General features: G+C 73.5%; 19 protein-coding genes. All 19 read right to left on the bottom strand.

All coding sequences use genetic code 11. From position 1 onward, the window contains the following. Positions 1-44: 44 nt before the first annotated feature. Positions 45-728, bottom strand: a complete 684-nt coding sequence (locus tag DS079_RS14985; protein WP_126988610.1) for a Trp biosynthesis-associated membrane protein — start codon at positions 726-728, stop codon at positions 45-47. Continuing rightward, on the bottom strand, positions 725-2,305 hold the full coding sequence (locus DS079_RS14980; protein ID WP_010550660.1) for an anthranilate synthase component I: 1,581 nt from the start codon (positions 2,303-2,305) through the stop codon (positions 725-727). The genes DS079_RS14985 and DS079_RS14980 overlap by 4 nt, the downstream gene beginning before the upstream one ends. Further along, the gene (gene hisI, locus DS079_RS14975; protein ID WP_164736275.1) at positions 2,302-2,718 is read right to left on the bottom strand and encodes a phosphoribosyl-AMP cyclohydrolase; all 417 of its coding nucleotides are present in this window, start codon (positions 2,716-2,718) and stop codon (positions 2,302-2,304) included. Before hisI ends, DS079_RS14980 begins: the two co-directional genes overlap by 4 nt. Continuing rightward, positions 2,715-3,923: a methionine adenosyltransferase gene (metK, locus tag DS079_RS14970; protein WP_010550658.1), complete on the bottom strand. Its 1,209-nt coding sequence runs from the start codon at positions 3,921-3,923 to the stop codon at positions 2,715-2,717. Before metK ends, hisI begins: the two co-directional genes overlap by 4 nt. A 5-nt stretch (positions 3,924-3,928) precedes the next feature. Next, positions 3,929-5,194, bottom strand: a complete 1,266-nt coding sequence (gene coaBC, locus DS079_RS14965) for a bifunctional phosphopantothenoylcysteine decarboxylase/phosphopantothenate--cysteine ligase CoaBC (RefSeq protein WP_126988609.1) — start codon at positions 5,192-5,194, stop codon at positions 3,929-3,931. A gap of 34 nt (positions 5,195-5,228) precedes the next feature. Next, complete coding sequence (rpoZ, locus tag DS079_RS14960; protein ID WP_010550656.1) at positions 5,229-5,591, bottom strand: DNA-directed RNA polymerase subunit omega; 363 nt, start codon at positions 5,589-5,591, stop codon at positions 5,229-5,231. Positions 5,592-5,674: 83 nt separating this feature from the next. Then, positions 5,675-6,277 (bottom strand): guanylate kinase, encoded by a 603-nt coding sequence (gmk, locus tag DS079_RS14955; protein ID WP_010550655.1) that lies wholly within the window; start codon positions 6,275-6,277, stop codon positions 5,675-5,677. Beyond that, a complete protein-coding gene (mihF, locus tag DS079_RS14950) occupies positions 6,274-6,600 on the bottom strand; it encodes an integration host factor, actinobacterial type (RefSeq protein WP_062951048.1) in 327 nt (108 codons plus the stop codon). The genes gmk and mihF overlap by 4 nt, the downstream gene beginning before the upstream one ends. 191 nt (positions 6,601-6,791) lie before the next feature. After that, entirely contained in the window at positions 6,792-7,637 is an 846-nt protein-coding gene (gene pyrF, locus DS079_RS14945; protein WP_126988608.1) for an orotidine-5'-phosphate decarboxylase, read from the bottom strand. Continuing rightward, complete coding sequence (gene carB / locus DS079_RS14940; RefSeq protein WP_126988607.1) at positions 7,634-10,987, bottom strand: carbamoyl-phosphate synthase large subunit; 3,354 nt, start codon at positions 10,985-10,987, stop codon at positions 7,634-7,636. Before carB ends, pyrF begins: the two co-directional genes overlap by 4 nt. Further along, on the bottom strand, positions 10,987-12,189 hold the full coding sequence (gene carA / locus DS079_RS14935; protein WP_126988606.1) for a glutamine-hydrolyzing carbamoyl-phosphate synthase small subunit: 1,203 nt from the start codon (positions 12,187-12,189) through the stop codon (positions 10,987-10,989). Before carA ends, carB begins: the two co-directional genes overlap by 1 nt. After that, positions 12,186-12,680 carry a PH-like domain-containing protein gene (locus tag DS079_RS14930; protein WP_126988605.1) on the bottom strand — a complete coding sequence of 165 codons (495 nt, stop codon included), beginning with the start codon at positions 12,678-12,680 and terminating at the stop codon, positions 12,186-12,188. Before DS079_RS14930 ends, carA begins: the two co-directional genes overlap by 4 nt. Beyond that, positions 12,677-14,008 carry a dihydroorotase gene (locus DS079_RS14925; RefSeq protein WP_126988604.1) on the bottom strand — a complete coding sequence of 444 codons (1,332 nt, stop codon included), beginning with the start codon at positions 14,006-14,008 and terminating at the stop codon, positions 12,677-12,679. Before DS079_RS14925 ends, DS079_RS14930 begins: the two co-directional genes overlap by 4 nt. Then, positions 13,998-14,960, bottom strand: coding sequence for an aspartate carbamoyltransferase catalytic subunit (locus DS079_RS14920; protein WP_126988603.1), 963 nt, complete (start codon positions 14,958-14,960; stop codon positions 13,998-14,000). Before DS079_RS14920 ends, DS079_RS14925 begins: the two co-directional genes overlap by 11 nt. Continuing rightward, the gene (pyrR, locus tag DS079_RS14915) at positions 14,957-15,568 is read right to left on the bottom strand and encodes a bifunctional pyr operon transcriptional regulator/uracil phosphoribosyltransferase PyrR (protein WP_010550647.1); all 612 of its coding nucleotides are present in this window, start codon (positions 15,566-15,568) and stop codon (positions 14,957-14,959) included. Before pyrR ends, DS079_RS14920 begins: the two co-directional genes overlap by 4 nt. 169 nt (positions 15,569-15,737) lie before the next feature. Then, a complete protein-coding gene (gene nusB / locus DS079_RS14910; RefSeq protein WP_010550646.1) occupies positions 15,738-16,283 on the bottom strand; it encodes a transcription antitermination factor NusB in 546 nt (181 codons plus the stop codon). Next, positions 16,280-16,840 carry an elongation factor P gene (gene efp / locus DS079_RS14905; protein WP_070499493.1) on the bottom strand — a complete coding sequence of 187 codons (561 nt, stop codon included), beginning with the start codon at positions 16,838-16,840 and terminating at the stop codon, positions 16,280-16,282. Before efp ends, nusB begins: the two co-directional genes overlap by 4 nt. 74 nt (positions 16,841-16,914) lie before the next feature. Then, complete coding sequence (locus DS079_RS14900; RefSeq protein ID WP_126988602.1) at positions 16,915-17,532, bottom strand: MarR family transcriptional regulator; 618 nt, start codon at positions 17,530-17,532, stop codon at positions 16,915-16,917. Between the two features lie 107 nt (positions 17,533-17,639). Continuing rightward, positions 17,640-18,887 carry an ABC transporter ATP-binding protein gene (locus tag DS079_RS14895; RefSeq protein ID WP_010550643.1) on the bottom strand — a complete coding sequence of 416 codons (1,248 nt, stop codon included), beginning with the start codon at positions 18,885-18,887 and terminating at the stop codon, positions 17,640-17,642. Positions 18,888-18,898: the final 11 nt, after the last annotated feature.

Genomic DNA, 18,898 nt, shown 5'->3' with positions numbered 1-18,898 from the left:
GCCGTCGGACGACGGCATCGTCCGCGGCGTGCTGCGCGAGGCGGTCAGCGCTGCGGGGGCGTCCCGGCGCCGTCGGCCCCGGGAGCATCCGCGGGGTCCGTCCCCGCGCGCGGTGCGTCCTCGTCCTCGCCGGGGCCGGCGAGGCTCGGGTCCTCGCCGCGGGTGAGGGCGTCCCAGGCGGCGGCGGGGTCCTCCGCGGGGTCGGCGGCGGTGGTGACGGCGGCGCTGCGGTAGCGGCTGCCGACGGGCCAGGAACCGCCTGCGATCAGCACGATCACGCCGGTGGCGATCACGGCGAGGGCCGGGACGAGGGCGATCAGCGGCCAGCTGGTCGCGTCCGCGGCGACCTCCGCGCCGACCACCCCGGTGGACTCGGCGACGGCGGAGCCGGCGGCCGCGGCGGGGTCGCGCAGCGGGGGGAGGGAGGCGAGTCCCGCGCCGAGCCCGGCGGCGATCAGGACCGGCCCCGTGAGGAGGCGCACCCAGCGGCTCGAGAGCGAGGTCGCCAGCGCCGCGGCGAGGGCCGCGAGGGCGAGGGCGAGCACCGCCGGGGCGGCGTCCGCGCCGCTGACCGCGACGTCCTGCGCGGTGCCGGCGAGGTCGGGGGCGGTGGCCTGCACCCAGGTGGCGCGCGTGGTGCCGGCCAGGGCGCCCGCGGCGACGAGGCCGCCGAGGACGGCGGCGCGGCGCGAGGGCCCGGTGCGGCGCGGTCGCTGCTCGGCGCTCATGCGGGGCGGAGGGTGTCGGCGGAGGCGGCGGCGCGCAGCGCGGCGGCGGCCTTGGCCTGGGTCTCGCGGTGCTCCATGGTCGCGTCGGAGTCGGCGACCACTCCCCCGCCGGCCTGCACGTGCGCGGTGCCGTCCTTGATCACGGCGGTGCGGATCGCGATCGCCATGTCCATGTCGCCGGCGAAGTCGAAGTAGCCGACCGTCCCGCCGTAGACGCCGCGGCGCACGGGCTCGAGCCGGTCGATGATCCGCATCGCGGAGGGCTTCGGGGCGCCGGAGAGGGTGCCGGCCGGGAAGGTGGCGCGCAGCGCGTCGTAGGCCGCGGCGTCCTCGCGCAGGGTGCCGGTGACGGTGGAGACGATGTGCTGGATGTGGCTGAACCGCTCGATGTGCATGAAGTCCCGCACCACCACGGTGCCGGGAGCGCAGAACTTCTGCAGGTCGTTGCGGGCGAGGTCCACGAGCATGAGGTGCTCGGAGCGCTCCTTCGGGTCGGCCAGCAGCTCGGCCGCCAGGTGCTCGTCCTCCTCCGGGCTCGCGCCGCGGGGGCGGGAGCCGGCGATCGGGTGGGTCGTCGCGGTGGTGCCGCGGACGGTCACGAGCGACTCGGGGCTCGCGCCGACCACGTCGATCGGCTCGCCGTCGGCGTCCTCGGTGCGCAGCAGGTACATGTAGGGGCTGGGGTTCATGCGGCGCAGCACCCGGTACACGTCCAGCGGGTCCGCCGCGATCGGCAGGGAGAAGCGCTGCGAGGGGACGACCTGGAAGATCTCCCCGTCGACGATGTCGCGCACCGCCTCGTGGACCGCGGCCTCGTACTCGCGCTGGGCGGTGCGGGCCTTGGGCTCGAGGTCGCTGACGGTGTCGTAGACGGTCGGCCCGCCGACCGCGGGGGTGCGCAGCCGCTGACGGAGCGTCTCGAGGCGGGCGAGGGCGTCGTCGTAGGCGGCGTCCACGCCGTCGTCGGTGGCGTTGAGGTTCAGGGCGTTGGCGACCAGGACGACGGTCGAGTCGTGGGCGTCGTGGACGACGACGTCCTGGGCCAGCAGCATCGAGAGGTCCGGCAGACCGATCTCGTCCGGCGGCGCCTCGGGCAGCTTCTCCCAGTGGCGCACCGCGTCGTAGGCGACGTAGCCGACGAGCCCGCCGGAGAAGGGCGGCAGATGGGGCTGGCGGGCTGCGCGGAACGCGGAGGTCACGGCCGCGAGGGCCTCGACGGGGCTGCCGGAGGTGGGCACCCCGGCGGGGACGTCGCCGCGCCAGTGCGCGGCGCCGTCCCGCTCGGTGAGCACCGCACGGGCGCGGGTGCCGATGATCGAGTACCGGGAGGCCTCGCCCTCCCCGGCGGATTCCAGCAGGAAGGTGCCGCGGGTGCCGCCGTCGGCGGTGAGCCGGCGGTAGAGCGAGACGGGGGTGTCCTCGTCGGCCAGCAGTCGCACCGAGACGGGGACGACCCGCTGGCGTGCGGCGAGCTCGCGGAAGGTCTCGCGGTCCGGGGTGATCTCGCCCAGCGCGATGCCCTCACGGCCGCCGATGCGCTCGGGATAGGCCTCGGGGCGGGCGTCCTCGACGGTCACAGGGAACGCTCCTTCTCGGTCAGCACGACGGAGTCCAGGTCGCCGCCGTCGAAGCAGGTGTCGGTGCCGCGGTGGCAGGCGGCCCCGACCTGGTCGACCTGCACCAGCAGGGTGTCGCCGTCGCAGTCCAGCGCGACGGAGCGCACGAACTGGACGTGGCCGGAGGTGTCGCCCTTGCGCCAGTACTCGCCGCGGGAGCGGGACCAGTAGGTCGCCCGGCCCGTGGTGAGCGTGCGCCGCAGCGCCTCGTCGTCCATCCAGCCGACCATCAGCACCCGCAGGTCGCTCGCGTCCTGCACGACGGCGGTGAGCAGGCCGGCGCCGTCGTGCTTGAGCCGGGCGGCGAGGGCGGGGTCCAGCGTCGGGGCGGTGCGGCCCGCGCCGGGGGCGCCGGAGGTGTCGGGGGCGGTCACAGGGCGCGCTCCAGCTCCTCGGCGCGGTCGCGGCGCTCCCAGGTGAACTCGGGCAGCTCCCGGCCGAAGTGGCCGTGCACGGAGGTGAGGGAGTAGATCGGGCGCAGCAGGTCCAGCGCCTCGATCAGCGCGGCGGGGCGGAGGTCGAAAACCTTGCGCACGGCGGCGGCGATCCGGTGCGCGGGCGCCTTCCCGGTGCCGAAGGTCTCGACGTACAGGCCCACCGGCTCGGCGACGCCGATCGCGTAGGCGACCTGCACCTCGCAGCGGTCGGCGAGGCCGGCGGCGACGATGTTCTTGGCGACCCAGCGCATGGCGTAGGCGCCGGAGCGGTCGACCTTGCTGGGGTCCTTGCCGGAGAAGGCGCCGCCGCCGTGGCGGGCCATCCCGCCGTAGGTGTCGACGATGATCTTGCGGCCGGTCAGGCCCGCATCGCCCTTGGGCCCGCCGAGCACGAAGCGGCCGGAGGGGTTGATGTGGGTGACGACCTCGGAGACGTCCAGGCCCTGCGCGGCGAGGTCCTCGAGGACCGGGGCGATGACGACCTTGGAGATCGCGGGCGCGAGCTGGGCGTCGAGGTCGACCTCCTCGCTGTGCTGCGTGGAGACGACGACGGCCTCGACGCTGCGGGCCACGCCGTCCTCGTCGTAGCCGATGGAGACCTGGGTCTTGCCGTCGGGGCGGAGGTAGGGCAGCACGCCGTCGCGGCGGGCGGTGGAGAGGTTCTGGGTGAGGCGGTGCGCGGCGTGGATCGGCAGCGGCATCAGCTCGGGGGTGTCGTTGCAGGCGTAGCCGAACATGAGCCCCTGGTCGCCGGCGCCGAGACGCGCGAAGGCCTCGGCCGCGACGTCGCCTCTCGCCTCGAAGGAGGTGTCCACGCCCTGGGCGATGTCCGGGGACTGCGCGCCGATCGAGACCTCGACGCCGCAGGAGTCCGCGTCGAAGCCCTTCTCGGAGGAGTCGTAGCCGATCTCGCGGATCACGTCGCGCACGATGTTGGAGACGTCGCTGTAGCCGGTCGTGCGGACCTCGCCGGCGACGTGCACGAGCCCGGTGGTGACCATGGTCTCCACGGCGACGCGGGCGCCCGTGTCCTGGTTCAGCATGTCGTCGAGGATCGCGTCGGAGATCTGGTCGCAGATCTTGTCGGGATGCCCCTCGGTGACCGATTCGGACGTGAAGGTGCGCAGCTCGCTGGTGGTCATGGGGATCAGGGTACTTCCGGGAGACGACCGAGGAGCTCGTCGAGCACGGCGTGGGCGACGAGGGTCTTGCTTCCCGCGGCGTGGGCGACCTCCTCGCCGTCGCGGTCCAGGATCCGCACCTCATTGTCCGCGGTGCCGAACACCCCGGCGCTGACGTCGTTGAAGACCAGCAGGTCGGCGCCCTTGCGGCGCGCCTTGCGCCGGGCGAGGTCCAGGGCCGCGGCGCCGTCCCCGCCGGTCTCGGCGGCGAAGCCCACGATCGCGGGGCGCGCGGCCCCGCCGCGGGAGACGACGCTGTGACGCAGGATGTCCTGGGTGCGGGCCAGGGCGAGGATCGGCACGGAGTCCGGGGCGGCCTCGTCCTTCTTGATCTTCTGGTCCGCGCGGCCGGCGGAGGTGAAGTCCGCCACGGCGGCGGCCATGACGAGCGCGTCGACCTGGCCGAGCTGGGCGGCGACGAGCTCGGCGAGCTCGGCGGCGCTGCCCACGTCGAGACGGTCCGCGCCGGGCGGGGTCTCGAGCGCGACGTTCGCGGCGGCCAGGCGCACCCGCGCGCCGCGCACGAGGGCCGCATGGGCGAGGGCCCAGCCCTGTCGGCCGGAGGAGTGGTTGGCGAGGAAGCGGACGGGGTCGAGCTCCTCGCGGGTGCCGCCGGCCGTGATCAGCAGCTCGCGGCCGACGAGATCGCGCAGCGCTCCCCCGCGCTCGTCGCGCGGCGCGGCGATCGCGGCGCGGGCGGCGTCGAGGATCGCCTCGGGCTCGGGCAGGCGGCCCGGTCCGGAGTCGGGGCCGGTGAGGCGGCCGACGGCGGGCTCGAGCACGGTCACTCCCCGCTCGCGCAGCACGGCGACGTTCTCGCGGGTGGAGGGGTGCTCCCACATCTCGGTGTGCATGGCGGGGGCGACGACCACGGGGCCGCGGGTCACCAGCAGCGAGGCGGTGAGCATGTCGTCGGCGCGGCCCATCCGCATCCGCGCCAGCAGGTCCGCGGTGGCGGGGGCGATGACGGTGAGATCGGCCTGCTGGCCGTACCGCACGTGGGCGACCTCGTCGACGTCCTCGAAGACGGAGGTGAGCACCGGGTGGTGGCTGAGCGCCTCCCAGGTCGAGGAGCCCACGAACTCGAGCGAGGCGGGGGTGGGGACCACCCGCACCTCGGCCCCTTCACCGACAAGACCGCGCACCAGGTGCGCGGTCTTGTAGGCGGCGATCCCGCCGCCGACGCCCACGAGGACGCGGGCTCCGGCGAGCGTGCGCGGCTGGCTGCTCATGCCTGCTCCGTGCGACGACCGGCGAGGGCCGGGATCAGAGGGGGAAGTCGGTCGGCGGAACCTCGGGGGCGTCGTCGCCGAGCAGCAGCGGGGCCGGGGCGTTGGGGTCCGGCTCGTTCTGCGCGGCGTACTCCTCCTCGTCGATCTCGCGGACGGTGAGGAGGCCCTCGTCGATCTCGCGCAGCGCGATCGAGAGCGGCTTCTCCTGGTTCTCGACGTCGACCAGCGGGCCGACGAACTCGAGCAGACCCTCGGAGAGCTGCGAGTAGTACGCGTTGATCTGGCGGGCGCGCTGGGAGGCGTACAGCACCAGGGCGTACTTCGAGTCGACGGTCTCGAGGAGACGGTCGATCGGGGGGTTCGTGATGCCTTCGGGCTGTGCGACTGTTCCGGCCACGGATGTCCCTTCCTGGGTGACGACGTGCGACGCTCCAGGATACGCCACACCGCGCGCGGCGGCGAGGGCAGGAGCGAGAGGGGTCAGGTGAGGTCGTTCACGCCGAGCAGGCGTGCGAGCTCGTCGGCGGCGCGGTCCACCGAGTCGTTGACGATGGTCACGTCGAACTCGTCCTCCGCGGCGAGCTCGACCCGGGCGGTCGCGAGACGACGCTCGCGCTCCTCCTCGTCCTCGGTGCCGCGGCCCACGAGGCGCTGCACGAGCGTGTCCCAGTCCGGCGGGGCGAGGAAGACGAAGCGCGCCTCAGGGAGGCTCTCGCGCACCTGGCGGGCGCCGGCGAGGTCGATCTCGAGCAGCACGGGGCGGCCCTCGGCGACCTTCTCCTCGACGGGGCCGCGCGGGGTGCCGTACTTGTTGCGGCCGTGGACCACGGCCCACTCGAGCATCTGGCCGTCCTCGATCAGGCGGGAGAACTCCTCCTCGCCCACGAAGCGGTAGTGCACGCCGTCGACCTCGCCGGGGCGGGGCGCGCGGGTGGTCGCGGAGACGGACAGCCAGATCTGGGGGTAGCGGGCGCGGATCGCCGCGGAGACGGTCCCCTTGCCCACCGCGGTGGGGCCGGCCAGGACGGTGACCGGGGCCGGCGCCGTCGCGGCGCCGGCCCCGGTGGGAAGATCAGGGCTCACTCGGAGAAGTGGGCGACGAGCTTCTCCGCCTGGTGCGAGCCGAGGCCGCGGATCTTGCGGGAGGGAGAGATGCCGATCTCCTCCATGATCTGCTGGGCCTTGACCTTGCCGACGCCGGGCAGGGCCTCGAGCAGGGCGGAGACGCGGAGACGGCCGACGACCTCGTTGGACTCGGCCTCGGCGAGGACCTTCTTGATCTCCTCGCCGCGGTGGCCGGCGCTGTCCTTGAGCCGCGCCTTGATGGCCGCGCGCTCGCGGCGGGCCTCGGCGGCCTTCTTCAGGGCCTCGGCCCGCTGCTCAGGGGTGAGGGGAGGGAGAGCCACTGTTCTTACCTCTTGTTCTGTCGCGGTTGTCCTGCGGGTCCGGGAGGAGCCCGGTGTGGGAAGAGCGTAACCCCATATTCGTGGCCGAGGGCACTTTTGACACGCTAAGTCCCAGGTCCGGTGCGTTTCGGGGCCTCGAATCCGCCGTCCTCCGGCGGTGTCGGGGCCCCGTGCGGGAGAGCTCCTCGGCCTCAGCGGAAGGTCGTTGCCAGCTCCTCCGCGCGCTGGGCGAGCGCCGCCCTGTCCGGCCCTGCCGCGAGCAGGCCGCGGGACACCGAGACCAGCGCCTGACCTGCACGTTCACCGAAGACATCGGCGATCTCCGCAGGTCCGGCGCCCTGGGCCCCGACGCCGGGGGCGAGGAGCGGGACCGAGGGCGCGACGGCGTCCAGGCCGAGGCGGCGGTAGGCGTCGCCGACGGTCGCGCCGACGACCAGGCCGATGCTCGACCACTCCCCCGGCGCGGCGCCGCCGATCCTCTCGGCGTGTCGCGCGATCTCCAGCGCGACCGGCGTGTCCTGGTCGGTCCTCGCGTGCTGGACCTGCGGTCCGTCGGGGTTGGAGGTCAGGGCGAGGAGGAACAGCCCCTTGCCGTGGGCCAGGGCGAGCTCGGCCGCGGGGTCGAGGGAGCCGGTGCCCAGATAGGGGCTGACGGTGATCGCGTCGGCCTCGAGCGGCGCACCGGGCAGCAGGTGCGCCTGCGCATAGGCGCCCATCGTCGAGCCGATGTCGCCCCGCTTGACGTCGAGGATCGTGAGCACCCCCGCCGCGCGGGCCGCGGCCAGCAGCTCCTCGAGCACCGCGACGCCGGCGCTGCCGTGGCGCTCGAAGAACGCCGACTGCGGCTTGAGCGCGACGACGTGCCCGGCGACGGCCTCGAGCACCGTGCGGGAGAACTCCCGCAGCCCCGCGGGGCTGTCGGGGAGCCCCCAGGACTCCAGCAGCGCGGCGTGCGGGTCGACGCCCGCGACGAGGCGGCCGCGCGCGGCCGTCTCCTCCTGCAGGCGCCGTCCGAAGCTCGCCGGGGCGGTGCTCATGCCGACGCCCCGGCCGCCCGCACCTCGCGCAGACGCGCAGTGTGGGCCTGGAGGCTGTGGACCTCGAAGGACTCCACGGGGCGCGCCTCGATCGCCTGGACGGCCGCCTGGAACTCCTGCAGCGTCGTGATCATCGGGACGTCCATGCTGGTCGCGGCGGCGCGGATGGCGTAGCCGTCGACGCGGGCGTTGGAGCCGGAGGGGGTGTTCAGCACGAGGTCCACCTCGCCCGCCTCGATGAGGTCGATGACGCTCGCGCCCTCGCCCTCCTCCGAGGCCTTGCGCAGCACGCGGCAGGGGATCCCGTAGCGCCCGAGCACCCGCCCGGTGCCCTCGGTGGTGAGGATCTCGAAGCCGAGCGCGGCCAGGCGCGCCACCGGCAGCGGGAGGGAGCGCTTGTCGCGGTCGGAGACCGAGACGAAGGCGGTGCCCGCGGTGGGCAGGCCCTGTCCGGAGATCGCCAGCTGCGACTTCGCGAAGGCGAGCGGGAAGGTCGAGTCCATGCCCATCACCTCGCCCGTCGAGCGCATCTCCGGGCCGAGCACCGAGTCCACGGCGCGTCCCTCGCGGGTGCGGAAGCGCTTGAACGGCAGCACCGCCTCCTTCACCGCGATCGGCGAGTCCTCGGGCAGGTCCGAGCCATCGCCGGTGGCCGGGAGCACGCCGCCACGGCGCAGGTCCGCGATCGAGGTACCGGCCATGAGCAGCGCCGCCGCCTGCGCGAGCGGCACCCCGGTGGCCTTCGCGACGAAGGGCACGGTGCGGGAGGCGCGGGGGTTCGCCTCGAGCACGTAGAGCACGCCGTGGGAGAGCGCGTACTGCACGTTGAGCAGGCCGCGCACGCCCACGCCCTCGGCGATCGCGAGGGTCGAGGCGCGGATCCGCTCGAGCACCGGATCGCCGAGGGTGACCGGAGGCAGGGTGCAGGCGGAGTCGCCGGAGTGGATGCCGGCCTCCTCGATGTGCTCCATGACGCCGGCGAGATAGAGCTCCTCGCCGTCGTAGAGGGCGTCCACGTCGATCTCGATCGCGGTATCCAGGAAGCTGTCGATGAGGATCGGCGCCTCAGCGCGGCCGCCGTCGGGCAGGTTGCGGCCGACGTAGTCGACCAGCCCCGCCTCGTCGAAGACGATCTCCATGCCGCGGCCGCCGAGCACGTAACTGGGCCGCACGAGCACCGGATAGCCGACCTCCGCGGCGACCTCGATCGCGTCGTTCAGCGCCCAGGCGGTGCCGTAGGGCGGGGCGGGCAGGCCGGCCTCGACCAGGACGGCGCCGAAGTGGCCGCGGTCCTCGGCGTTGTCGATCGCGGCGGGGCTGGTGCCGATGATCGGCAGGCCCTCCGCCTCGAGGCGGCGCGCAAGGGAGAGCGGGGTCTGGCCGCCGAGCTGGACGATGACTCCGGCGACAGGGCCGGCGGCCTTCTCCGCCTCGTACACCTCGACGACGTCCTCGAAGGTGAGCGGCTCGAAGTAGAGCCGGTCGGCGATGTCGTAGTCGGTCGAGACCGTCTCGGGGTTGCAGTTGATCATGACCGTCTCGTAGCCGCCGCCGGGCAGCTCCGGATCGCCGAGCGCGATCGCGGCGTGGACGCAGGAGTAGTCGAACTCGATGCCCTGCCCGATGCGGTTGGGGCCCGAGCCGAGGATCAGCACCGCGGGCTTCTCGCGGGGCTCGATCTCGGTCTCCTGGTCGTAGGTCGAGTAGTGGTACGGGGTGCGGGAGGCGAACTCCGCGGCGCAGGTGTCCACCGTCTTGTAGACCGGGTTGATCCCCAGCGCTTCGCGCACGCCCTTGACGACGTCGCCGCTGCGGCCGGTGAGCGCGCCGATCTGCTCGTCGGAGAGGCCGTGCCGCTTGGCCAGGCCCAGCAGGTCCGCGTCCAGCACGTCGCTCGCGCGGATCTCCGCGGCCAGCTCGGCGACGATCAGCATCTGGTCGAGGAACCAGCGGTCGATCGCCGTCGCCTCGACGAGGCGGTCGAGGGTCTCGACGGGGTCGAGGATCCCCTCCGCCGCGGACCACAGGATCCGCGCGATGGCGACCAGGCGCTCGGAGGTCGGGGTGCGCACCTCGTCCAGCAGAGCGGCGACCTCGGCGGCGCTCGGCGGCGTGCCCGTGTAGTCCAGGGACGCCCCCTTGGCGTCGATGGAGCGCTGCGCCTTGCCGAGGGCCTCGGTGAAGTTGCGGCCCAGGGCCATCGCCTCGCCGACGCTCTTCATGGTGGTGGTGAGCGTCGGGTCCGCGGCCGGGAACTTCTCGAAGGCGAAGCGGGGCACCTTGACCACGACGTAGTCCAGCGCCGGCTCGAAGCTGGCCGGGGTGGTGCCGGTGATGTCGTTGCGGATCTCGTCGAGGGTGTAGCCGATCGCGACGCGCGCGGCGATCTTCGCGATCGGGAAGCCGGTGGCCTTCGAGGCGAGCGCCGAGGAGCGGGAGACGCGGGGGTTCATCTCGATCACGACGATGCGGCCGGTCTCGGGGTGGGTGGCGAACTGGACGTTGCAGCCGCCGGTGTCGACGCCGACCTCGCGGATGATCGCGATGCCGAGGTCGCGCAGCTTCTGCATCTCGACGTCGGTGAGGGTCAGCGCGGGGGCGACGGTGACCGAGTCGCCGGTGTGCACGCCGACGGGGTCGACGTTCTCGATCGAGCAGATCACGACGCAGTTGTCGGCGCTGTCGCGCATGAGCTCGAGCTCGAACTCCTTCCAGCCCAGGATCGACTCCTCGAGCAGGACCTCGGAGGTCGGCGAGTAGTGCAGGCCGTCGCCGCCGATGCGGCGCAGGTCCGCCTCGTCGTAGGCCATGCCGGAGCCGAGCCCGCCCATGGTGAAGCTGGGCCGGACCACCATCGGGTAGCCGAGCTCGTCGGCCGCCTCGAGCAGCTCGTCCATGGTGTGGCAGATCCGCGAGCGGGCGGACTCGCCGCCGACCCGCTCGACGACCTCCTTGAACTGCTGGCGGTCCTCGGCCTTGTTGATCGCCTCGAGGTTCGCGCCGATCATCTCGACGCCGAACTCCTCGAGGGTCCCGTTCTCGGCCAGGGCGATCGCGGCGTTCAGCGCGGTCTGCCCGCCGAGCGTCGGCAGGATCGCATCGGGCCGCTCCGCGGCGATGATCGAGCGGATGATGTCCGGGTCGATCGGCTCGATGTAGGTGGCGTCGGCGATCTCCGGGTCGGTCATGATCGTGGCCGGGTTGGAGTTGACCAGGATGACCCGCAGGCCCTCCTCGCGCAGGACGCGGCAGGCCTGGGTGCCGGAGTAGTCGAACTCCGCTGCCTGGCCGATGACGATCGGGCCGGAGCCGACGACGAGGACGGAGGAGATATCGGTACGGCGGGGCATCAGGACTCCTTGTCGGCGGAGGCGGCGCGGTGCGCGACGGCGAGCTCCACCAGTCGGTCGAAGAGGGGCGAGGCGTCGTGGGGGCCGCCGGCAGCCTCGGGGTGGTACTGGACGGAGTAGGCGGGGAGGTCGAGGCAGCGCAGCCCCTCGACCACGTCGTCGTTCAGGCCCACGTGCGAGACGACGACCCGGCCGTAGCGGCCCCCGTCATGGGGGGCGGTGTGCTCGCCCTCGAGCGGCACGTCGACGGCGAAGCCGTGGTTGTGCGCGGTGATCGCGACCTGGCCGGTCTCGCGGTCCTGGACGGGCTGGTTGATGCCGCGGTGACCGAACTTCAGCTTGTAGGTGTCGAAGCCGAGCGCCCGGCCCAGCAGCTGGTTGCCGAAGCAGATGCCGAAGAAGGGCACGCCTGCGTCGAGCACGCCGCGCAGCAGCTCGATCTGGGCGGTCGCGGCGGAGGGATCGCCGGGGCCGTTGGAGAAGAAGACGGCGTCGGCACCGATCGCGAGGAGGTCCTCGAGCGAGGTCGTGGCGGGCAGCAGGTGCACGCGCAGGCCGCGGGCGAGCATGGAGCGCGGCGAGGCGCCCTTGATGCCGAGGTCCACGGCGGCGACGGTCGCGACCGCCTCGCCCTCGGGCTCGAGCACGACGGGCTGGGCGATCGTGACCTCCTCGACGAAGCTCGAGCCGGCCATCTGCGGCTGCTCGCGCACCTGGGCGAGCAGCTCCTCCTCCGAGGCCTCGAGGGCCTCTCCGGAGAAGATGCCGCCGCGGGCGGAGCCCTCCTCGCGCAGCCGACGGGTGAGCATGCGGGTGTCGATGTCGCTGATGCCGACCACGTCGCTGCTGATCAGGAGGTCGTCGAGGCTCTGCTCGGCGCGGAAGGAGGAGGCGATGCGGCTCGCGTCGCGCACGGCGTAGCCGCGCACCCACACGCGGCGGGACTCCATGTCCTCGGCGTTCGCGCCGGTGTTGCCGATGTGCGGGGCGGTCTGCACGACGATCTGCCCGGCGTAGGAGGGGTCCGAGAGGGTCTCCTGGTAGCCGGTCATGCCGGTGGTGAAGACGACCTCGCCGAAGCGGGCGCCGCGCGCGCCGTAGGCGGAGCCGCGCAGCACGGTGCCGTCCTCGAGGATCAGCAGCGCGCGCTCGCGGCGCGCACGGCCCGAGGGCCTGGGGGTGGCGGGGGCGGGGGTGGTCATGAGTGCTCCTTCCGGGAGAGCAGGAGGTCGTGGTCGGCGCGCCGGTCGAGGCGCAGGCCGGTGTCCAGGAGCTGGTCGCCGAGGCTCCAGCGGATGATCAGCAGGCCGTCGCCGCCGATGAACTTCCCCGCCATGCCGGGCCCGGAGGTGACCTCCCGGACGGCCGCGGCGGGGATGGTGAGCGGCCCGGTGCCCTCGCGCTCGAGGTGCCAGGTGCCCTGCTCGCCGAGGCTGACTTCGGCGCGGGCGCGCTGTCCCAGGCGGTGGGCGACGACCCGCTCGAGCGGCTGCTCGGCGAGGACGGTGTCGACGTAGACCGCGCCGACGGGCCCGTGGGCGGTGGCCTCGCCGAGCTCCTCGAGCGTCCGGGCCGACGGGGCCGGCAGATGGGCCTGCGAGCGGCCCCGTCGGCGCCAGCCGAGCACCATCGCGCCGATCATCAGCGCGAACAGCACCGCCAGCAGGAGGACCGGGACGACCCGCCCGCTCACCTCTCCACCACCGCGCCGTCGCGCACGGTGGGCCGGCCGCCGAGCAGGGTGAGCCGGTTCGCGCCGGGCAGCTCGAGGCCCGCGAAGGGAGAGTTGCGGCCCTGGGAGGCGTGCTCTGCGGGGTCCGCGACCCGCACCGGGTGCGGGTCCCAGACGAGGAGGTGGGCCGGCTCCCCCACCGCGACCGGTCGGCCGTGGTCCTGGTCGCGGCCGATCTCGGCGGGCTTCTCGGAGAGCACCCGGGCGACGTCGCGCCAGCTGAGGCGGCCCTCGTCGACCATCGTGGACTGGACCAGGGACAGCGCGGTCTCGAGCCCGGTCATGCCCATCGCAGCCTGGTCCCACTCGCGGTCCTTGGCGTCCGCGGGATGGGGGGCGTGGTCGGTCGCGACGATGTCGATGGTCCCGTCGGCCAGGCCCTCGCGCACCGCCTCGACGTCCGCGGCGGTGCGCAGCGGCGGGTTGACCTTGAACACCGCGTCGAACTGGCGCACGTTCTCGTCGGTCAGCAGGAGGTGGTGCGGGGTGACCTCGGCGGTGACCGCGATGCCGCGCTGCTTGGCCCAGCGCACGATGTCCACGCTGCCGGCGGTCGAGAGGTGGCAGACGTGCAGGCGGGAGCCGACGTGCTGGGCCAGCAGCACGTCGCGGGCGATGATCGACTCCTCGGCCACGGCCGGCCAGCCGGTCAGCCCCAGCTCCGCCGAGACGAGCCCCTCGTGCATCTGGGCGCCCTCGGTCAGGCGCGGGTCCTGGGCGTGCTGGGCGATCACGCCGTCGAAGGACTTCACGTATTCCAGCGCGCGCCGCATCAGCACCGGGTCGTGCACGCACTTGCCGTCGTCGCTGAACACGCGGACGCGGGCGCGGGAGTTCGCCATCGCGTCGAGCTCGGCGAGCCGCTCGCCCTGGAGGCCCACGGTGACCGCGCCGACGGGGCGGACGGCGCACCAGCCGGCGGCCTCGCCGCGCATCGCGACCTGCTCGACCACGCCCGCGGTGTCCGCGACGGGGGTCGTGTTGGCCATGGCGTGCACGGCGGTGAAGCCGCCGCGGGCGGCGGCGCGGGTGCCGGTCTCGACGGTCTCGGCCTCCTCGCCGCCGGGCTCGCGCAGGTGGGTGTGGAGGTCGACCAGACCGGGGAGGATCACGCAGCCCTCGGCGTCGATCACCTCGACGCCGTCCGGCACCTCGAGCTCGCCGCCGATCGCGGCGATCCGGCCCTCGCGGATCAGGATGTCCTGCACGTCCTCGCCGTAGGGGCGACCGCCGCGCAGCAGCAGCGGGGCCGGGGAGCCGGTGGTGGCGGTGGTGGTGTCAGCGGTCACGGGGGGCCTCCCGGGCGTCGGTGGCGAGCAGGTGGTAGAGCACGGCCATGCGCACGAACACGCCGGAGGCGACCTGCTCGACGATGACGCTGCGGGGGGAGTCGGCGACGGAGCCGGCGATCTCGAAGCCGCGGTTCATCGGGCCAGGATGCATCACGATCGTGTGCTCGGGCAGCGAGGCGGCGCGCGCGGCGCTGAGCCCGTAGCGGCGGGAGTACTCCCCCGCCGTCGGGAAGAAGCCGCCCCCGACCATCCGCTCGTGCTGGACCCGCAGCATCATCACGGCGTCGGGACCGGCGGCGAGGGCCTGGTCGAGGTCATAGGAGATCTCGCACGGCCAGGCGGAGGCGCCGACGGGCACCAGCGCGGGCGGGGCGACGAGCGTGACGCGGGCGCCGAGCAGGGTCAGCAGCAGCACGTTCGAGCGGGCGACGCGGGAGTGGAGCACGTCGCCGACGATCACGACGTGAAGGCCGTCGAGGCCCGCGTGCGGGTCGCCGGGCCGCAGGTGGCGGCGCATGGTGAAGGTGTCGAGCATCGCCTGGGTGGGATGCTCGTGCGCGCCGTCGCCGGCGTTGACGATGGGCTGGTCGATCCAGCCGGCGTGGGCGAGCAGGTGCGCCGCGCCGGAGGAGCCCGAGCGCACCACGACCGCGTCGGCGCCCATCGCCTGGAGGGTGAGCGCGGTGTCCTTCAGCGACTCGCCCTTGGAGATGCTCGAGCCCTTGGCGGAGAAGTTGATGACGTCGGCCGAGAGGCGCTTGGCCGCGGCCTCGAAGCTGATCCGGGTGCGGGTGGAGTCCTCGAAGAAGAGGTTCACGACGGTGGTGCCCACGAGGGTGGGCAGCTTGCGGATCGCGCGGGACTGGGTCTGGGCCATGTGCTCGGCGGTCGCGAGGACCTCGAGGGCCTCCTCGCGGCGGAGGTCCGCGATCGAGATGAAGTGCCTCATGCGCGCCCCTCCCCCGTCGTGCGGGCCGGGCGGACGATGTCCACCGCATCGGTGCCGTCGGTCTCCGTGAGCTGGACGTGCACGCGCTCGCTGCGCGAGGTGGGCAGGTTCTTGCCGACGTGGTCGGCGCGGATCGGCAGCTCGCGATGGCCGCGGTCCACGAGCACGGCCAGGCGCACGGCGGCGGGTCGGCCGATGGCGCTGAGCGCGTCGAGGGCGGCGCGGACGGTGCGGCCGGAGTAGAGCACGTCGTCGACGAGGACGACGGTGCGTCCGTCGATGCCGGCGGCGGGGATCCGGGTGGGGCTCGGCGCGCGGGTGGGATTGCTGCGCAGGTCGTCGCGGTACATGGTGATGTCGAGCGCGCCGTGCAGGTCGGCGAGGTCGGCGCCGTCAGGGCGGCCCTCGGCGCGGGCGATGAGCTCGGCGAGGCGGCGGGCGAGCGGCACGCCGCGGTGCGGGATGCCGAGCAGGACGAGGTCCTCGGCGCCGTGGTCGCTCTCGAGGATCTCGTGGGCGATGCGGGTCAGCGCGCGCCGGATCTCCTCGGGCCCGAGGACGCGGGAGCTCTCGGCTCCCCTCTCCAGGGCAGGGTCGGTGCTGGTCATGCGGTGTTCTCCCTTCCACGCCTCACGGGACGTGTCGTTAAAGGGTCGGGTGCTCGTGCGAGCTGTGCCGAGTGTAGTCGGCAGGTGCGGGTCCGCCCCCGCCTGCCCGCCCCTCGGACGGGGACGCGCCCGGCGGGGGCGGAGGGGACTGCGAAGGGTCCGGTCCTGCTCAGCCGAGCAGGCCGCGCACGTCCACGAGCCGCTGCAGCAGGCCGTTGACGAAGCGCGGGGAGTCGTCGGTCGAGAGGACCTCGGCGATCTTGGTGTACTCGCCGATGATCGCGCCGCGCGCGCCGGGCTCCTCGCCGTGCAGCACCTCGGCGGCGCCGAGGCGCAGGATCGCGCGGTCCACCGCGGGCATGCGGTGCAGCGGCCAGTCGCGGGAGTGCGTGGAGAGGTCCTCGTCGATGTCGACGGCGTGCGGAGCGTAGAGCTCGACCAGGGCGCGGGAGCGCTCGGGCAGCGGGGTCTGCGCGGCCGTGCGACGGAGCCGTTCGGCGAGCACGTCGAGCACGTCGGCCTGCTTGGCGTCGGCCTCGAAGAGCACGTCCAGGGCGCGGATCCGGTCGCGGGAGCGTCCGTGGAGCCGGTCCGCGGCGGCCGGGACGGTCCGCTCGAGCTCGACCTCCGCCCCCTCCCGGGTGGGGAGGGGGAGGCCGGTGGGGCGCGGGGCGGACCGGTCGTCGGCGCCCTGCGGGGTCGAGCCTCGGGTCACTTCACGCGCTCGAGGTAGTCGCCGCTGCGGGTGTCGACCTTGACGCTGTCGCCCTCGTTGAGGAACAGCGGGACCTGGATCTCACGGCCGGTGGTCAGGCGCGCGGGCTTGGTGCCGCCGCTGGAGCGGTCGCCCTGCAGGCCGGGCTCGGTGAACTCGATCTCGAGCACCACGGAGGCGGGCAGCTCGACGAAGAGCGCGTTGCCCTCGTGGAAGGCGATGACGACGTCCTGGCCCTCGACCATGAAGTCCTTGGCCTCGCCCACGACCTCCTCGGTGAGGCTGGTCTGCTCCCAGTTCGAGGTGTCCATGAAGACGTACATGTCGCCGTCGAGATAGGAGAACTGCATGTCGCGGCGGTCCACGGTGGCCGTCTCGACCTTCACGCCGGCGTTGAAGGTCTTGTCCACGCCCTTGCCGGACAGGACGTTCTTGAGCTTGGTGCGCACGAAGGCGGGTCCCTTGCCGGGCTTGACGTGCTGGAACTCGACCACGCTCCAGAGCTGCTGGTCGATGACCAGCACCATTCCGTTCTTGAGGTCGTTCGTCGTCGCCATGGGTCTCCTCGGTTGTCGTCGGGGCGGCCCCAGGATAGCGCGCGGCGCCCCCGCCCTCGGGGGCGGGACCGGACTCAGCGGGTCGACGTGAGGTCGATCATGCTCAGCAGTCGCACGGCGAGCGGATGGGCGGCGCTCTCCTCGCGCCAGCCGCTGGTCTTCACGGCGCGGGAGACGGTCTGCTGGGTGACGCCGAGGCGCTCGGCGAGGACGGCCTGGGTGGCCGTCGGATCCTCACGCAGCTCGTGCACGGCCTGCCACTGGCCGCGGCTGCGGGCGCGGATCATCCAGCCGATCAGCCGCAGCACGGCCTCGACGTCGGCGGCGGTGTCGGCGTGGCGGGGATCGGCGGCGCGGACGGCGAGAGGGACCTGGGAGGTGGTCGACGCCGCGGCCACGGCGCTCCGAGCGGCCTCGACGGCGGGGCCGGAGAGCTCGCGGACCGAGCCGGGCAGCGGCCCCGGCACCGTGCCGATCCCGAGGCCGACGGCTGTGCTCCCGACCTCGAGCGCCCGCAGCATCGCCTCGAGCGCGGTCTCCCCTCGGGAGGCGAGGACGAGCGCGTCCGGGCCGGCGGTCCGCTCCGGGGCGAGCGGCAGCTCGAGACCCACGAGAGCCTCGAGCAGAGCGGGGACGGGGTCGCCGGCGGCGCGGCCGTGGCCGGGGCGACCGGAGAGGGAGAGGACGAACACGGAGGCCTTTCACAGCGGATATCAGGTGTCCGCCACACTACGCGCTCTCCGTGCCGTCCTCGGGCGCGGCGCGGCGCGCCGCGCAGGGACGGGCGCGGGAGCCGGCCTCAGTCCTCCAGCGCCGCGGCGGTCTCGATCTCGCGCTGCCGGTCCTCGGCGGCGCGGCGCGTCAGCTCCGCCCCCTTCTCCTCGTCGCGGGTGAGGTTCTCGCCCGTCGCGACGTCGAAGACGTGGACCTTGCGCGTGTCCACCCAGATCCGGGACTCGATGCCGCCGCGGATCCGGCTCGCGGAGCTGAGGGTCACCACCACCTGGGGCGGGATCTCGTCCTGGTCGAGGTCGCGGGCGAGCTCGTCGAGGACCTCGCCCACCTCGGGGTCTTTCTCGTAGTCGATGTAGCCGTACTGCTCGTTGCCGAGCCATTCGGTGTGGGTGGGCGTCACGGCGAGCTCCGTGCCGTGCGGCAGCAGCGCCTCGTCGACGAACTCGAGGTCCTCGAAGTGCTCGGGGCGCACCCCCAGCAGCACCAGGTCCCTCCCCCGGGCGGCCTCGAGGACGTGCTCGGGCGCCGTGAGATCCCCGATCGGGGTGCGCAGGTGCCCGTTCTCCTCCCGGGCGGGCAGGAAGTTCATCGAGGGAGAGCCGATGAACCCGGCGACGAAGAGGTTCGCGGGCTGCTCGTAGAGCTCGCGCGGCGAGGCGACCTGTTGCAGCCTGCCCTTCTTCAGCACGGCGACCCGGTCCCCCAGGGTCATCGCCTCGGTCTGGTCGTGGGTGACGTAGACGCTCGTGATGCCCAGGCGCCGCTGGAGCTGCGCGATCTGGGTGCGCATCTGGCCGCGCAGCTTCGCGTCGAGGTTCGACAGCGGCTCGTCGAAGAGGAAGGCGTCGGCCTCGCGGACGATCGCGCGTCCCATCGCCACGCGCTGGCGCTGTCCGCCGGAGAGGTTGCCGGGCTTGCGCTCGAGGTGCTCGTCCAGTCCCAGCATCGACGAGGCGCGGCGCACCCGCCGGTCGATCTCGTCCTCGGGGAGCTTGTTCTTCGACAGCCGCATCGGGAAGGCGATGTTGTCGTACACGCTCAGGTGGGGGTACAGGGCGTAGTTCTGGAAGACCATGGCGAGGTCGCGGTCGCGCGGCGCGCTCTCGTTCACGCGCTTGCCGTCGATGCGCAGCTCGCCCTCGGTGATGTCCTCGAGCCCCACGATCATGCGCAGCAGCGTGGACTTCCCGCAGCCCGAGGGACCGACGAGGATCACGAACTCGCCGTCGGCGATGTCGAGGCTCACGTCGTTGACGGCGGGGAAGCCGTCGTCGTACCGCTTGACGAGGTTCTGGATCTCGATGGTGGCCATGGCCGGTTGCC

Origin of the sequence: Brachybacterium paraconglomeratum (genome assembly GCF_003994255.1) — a bacterium.
Lineage (GTDB): Bacteria > Actinomycetota > Actinomycetes > Actinomycetales > Dermabacteraceae > Brachybacterium > Brachybacterium conglomeratum.
Note: the sequence above shows the minus strand (reverse complement) of the source record. Positions and strands in the feature narration are given on the sequence as shown.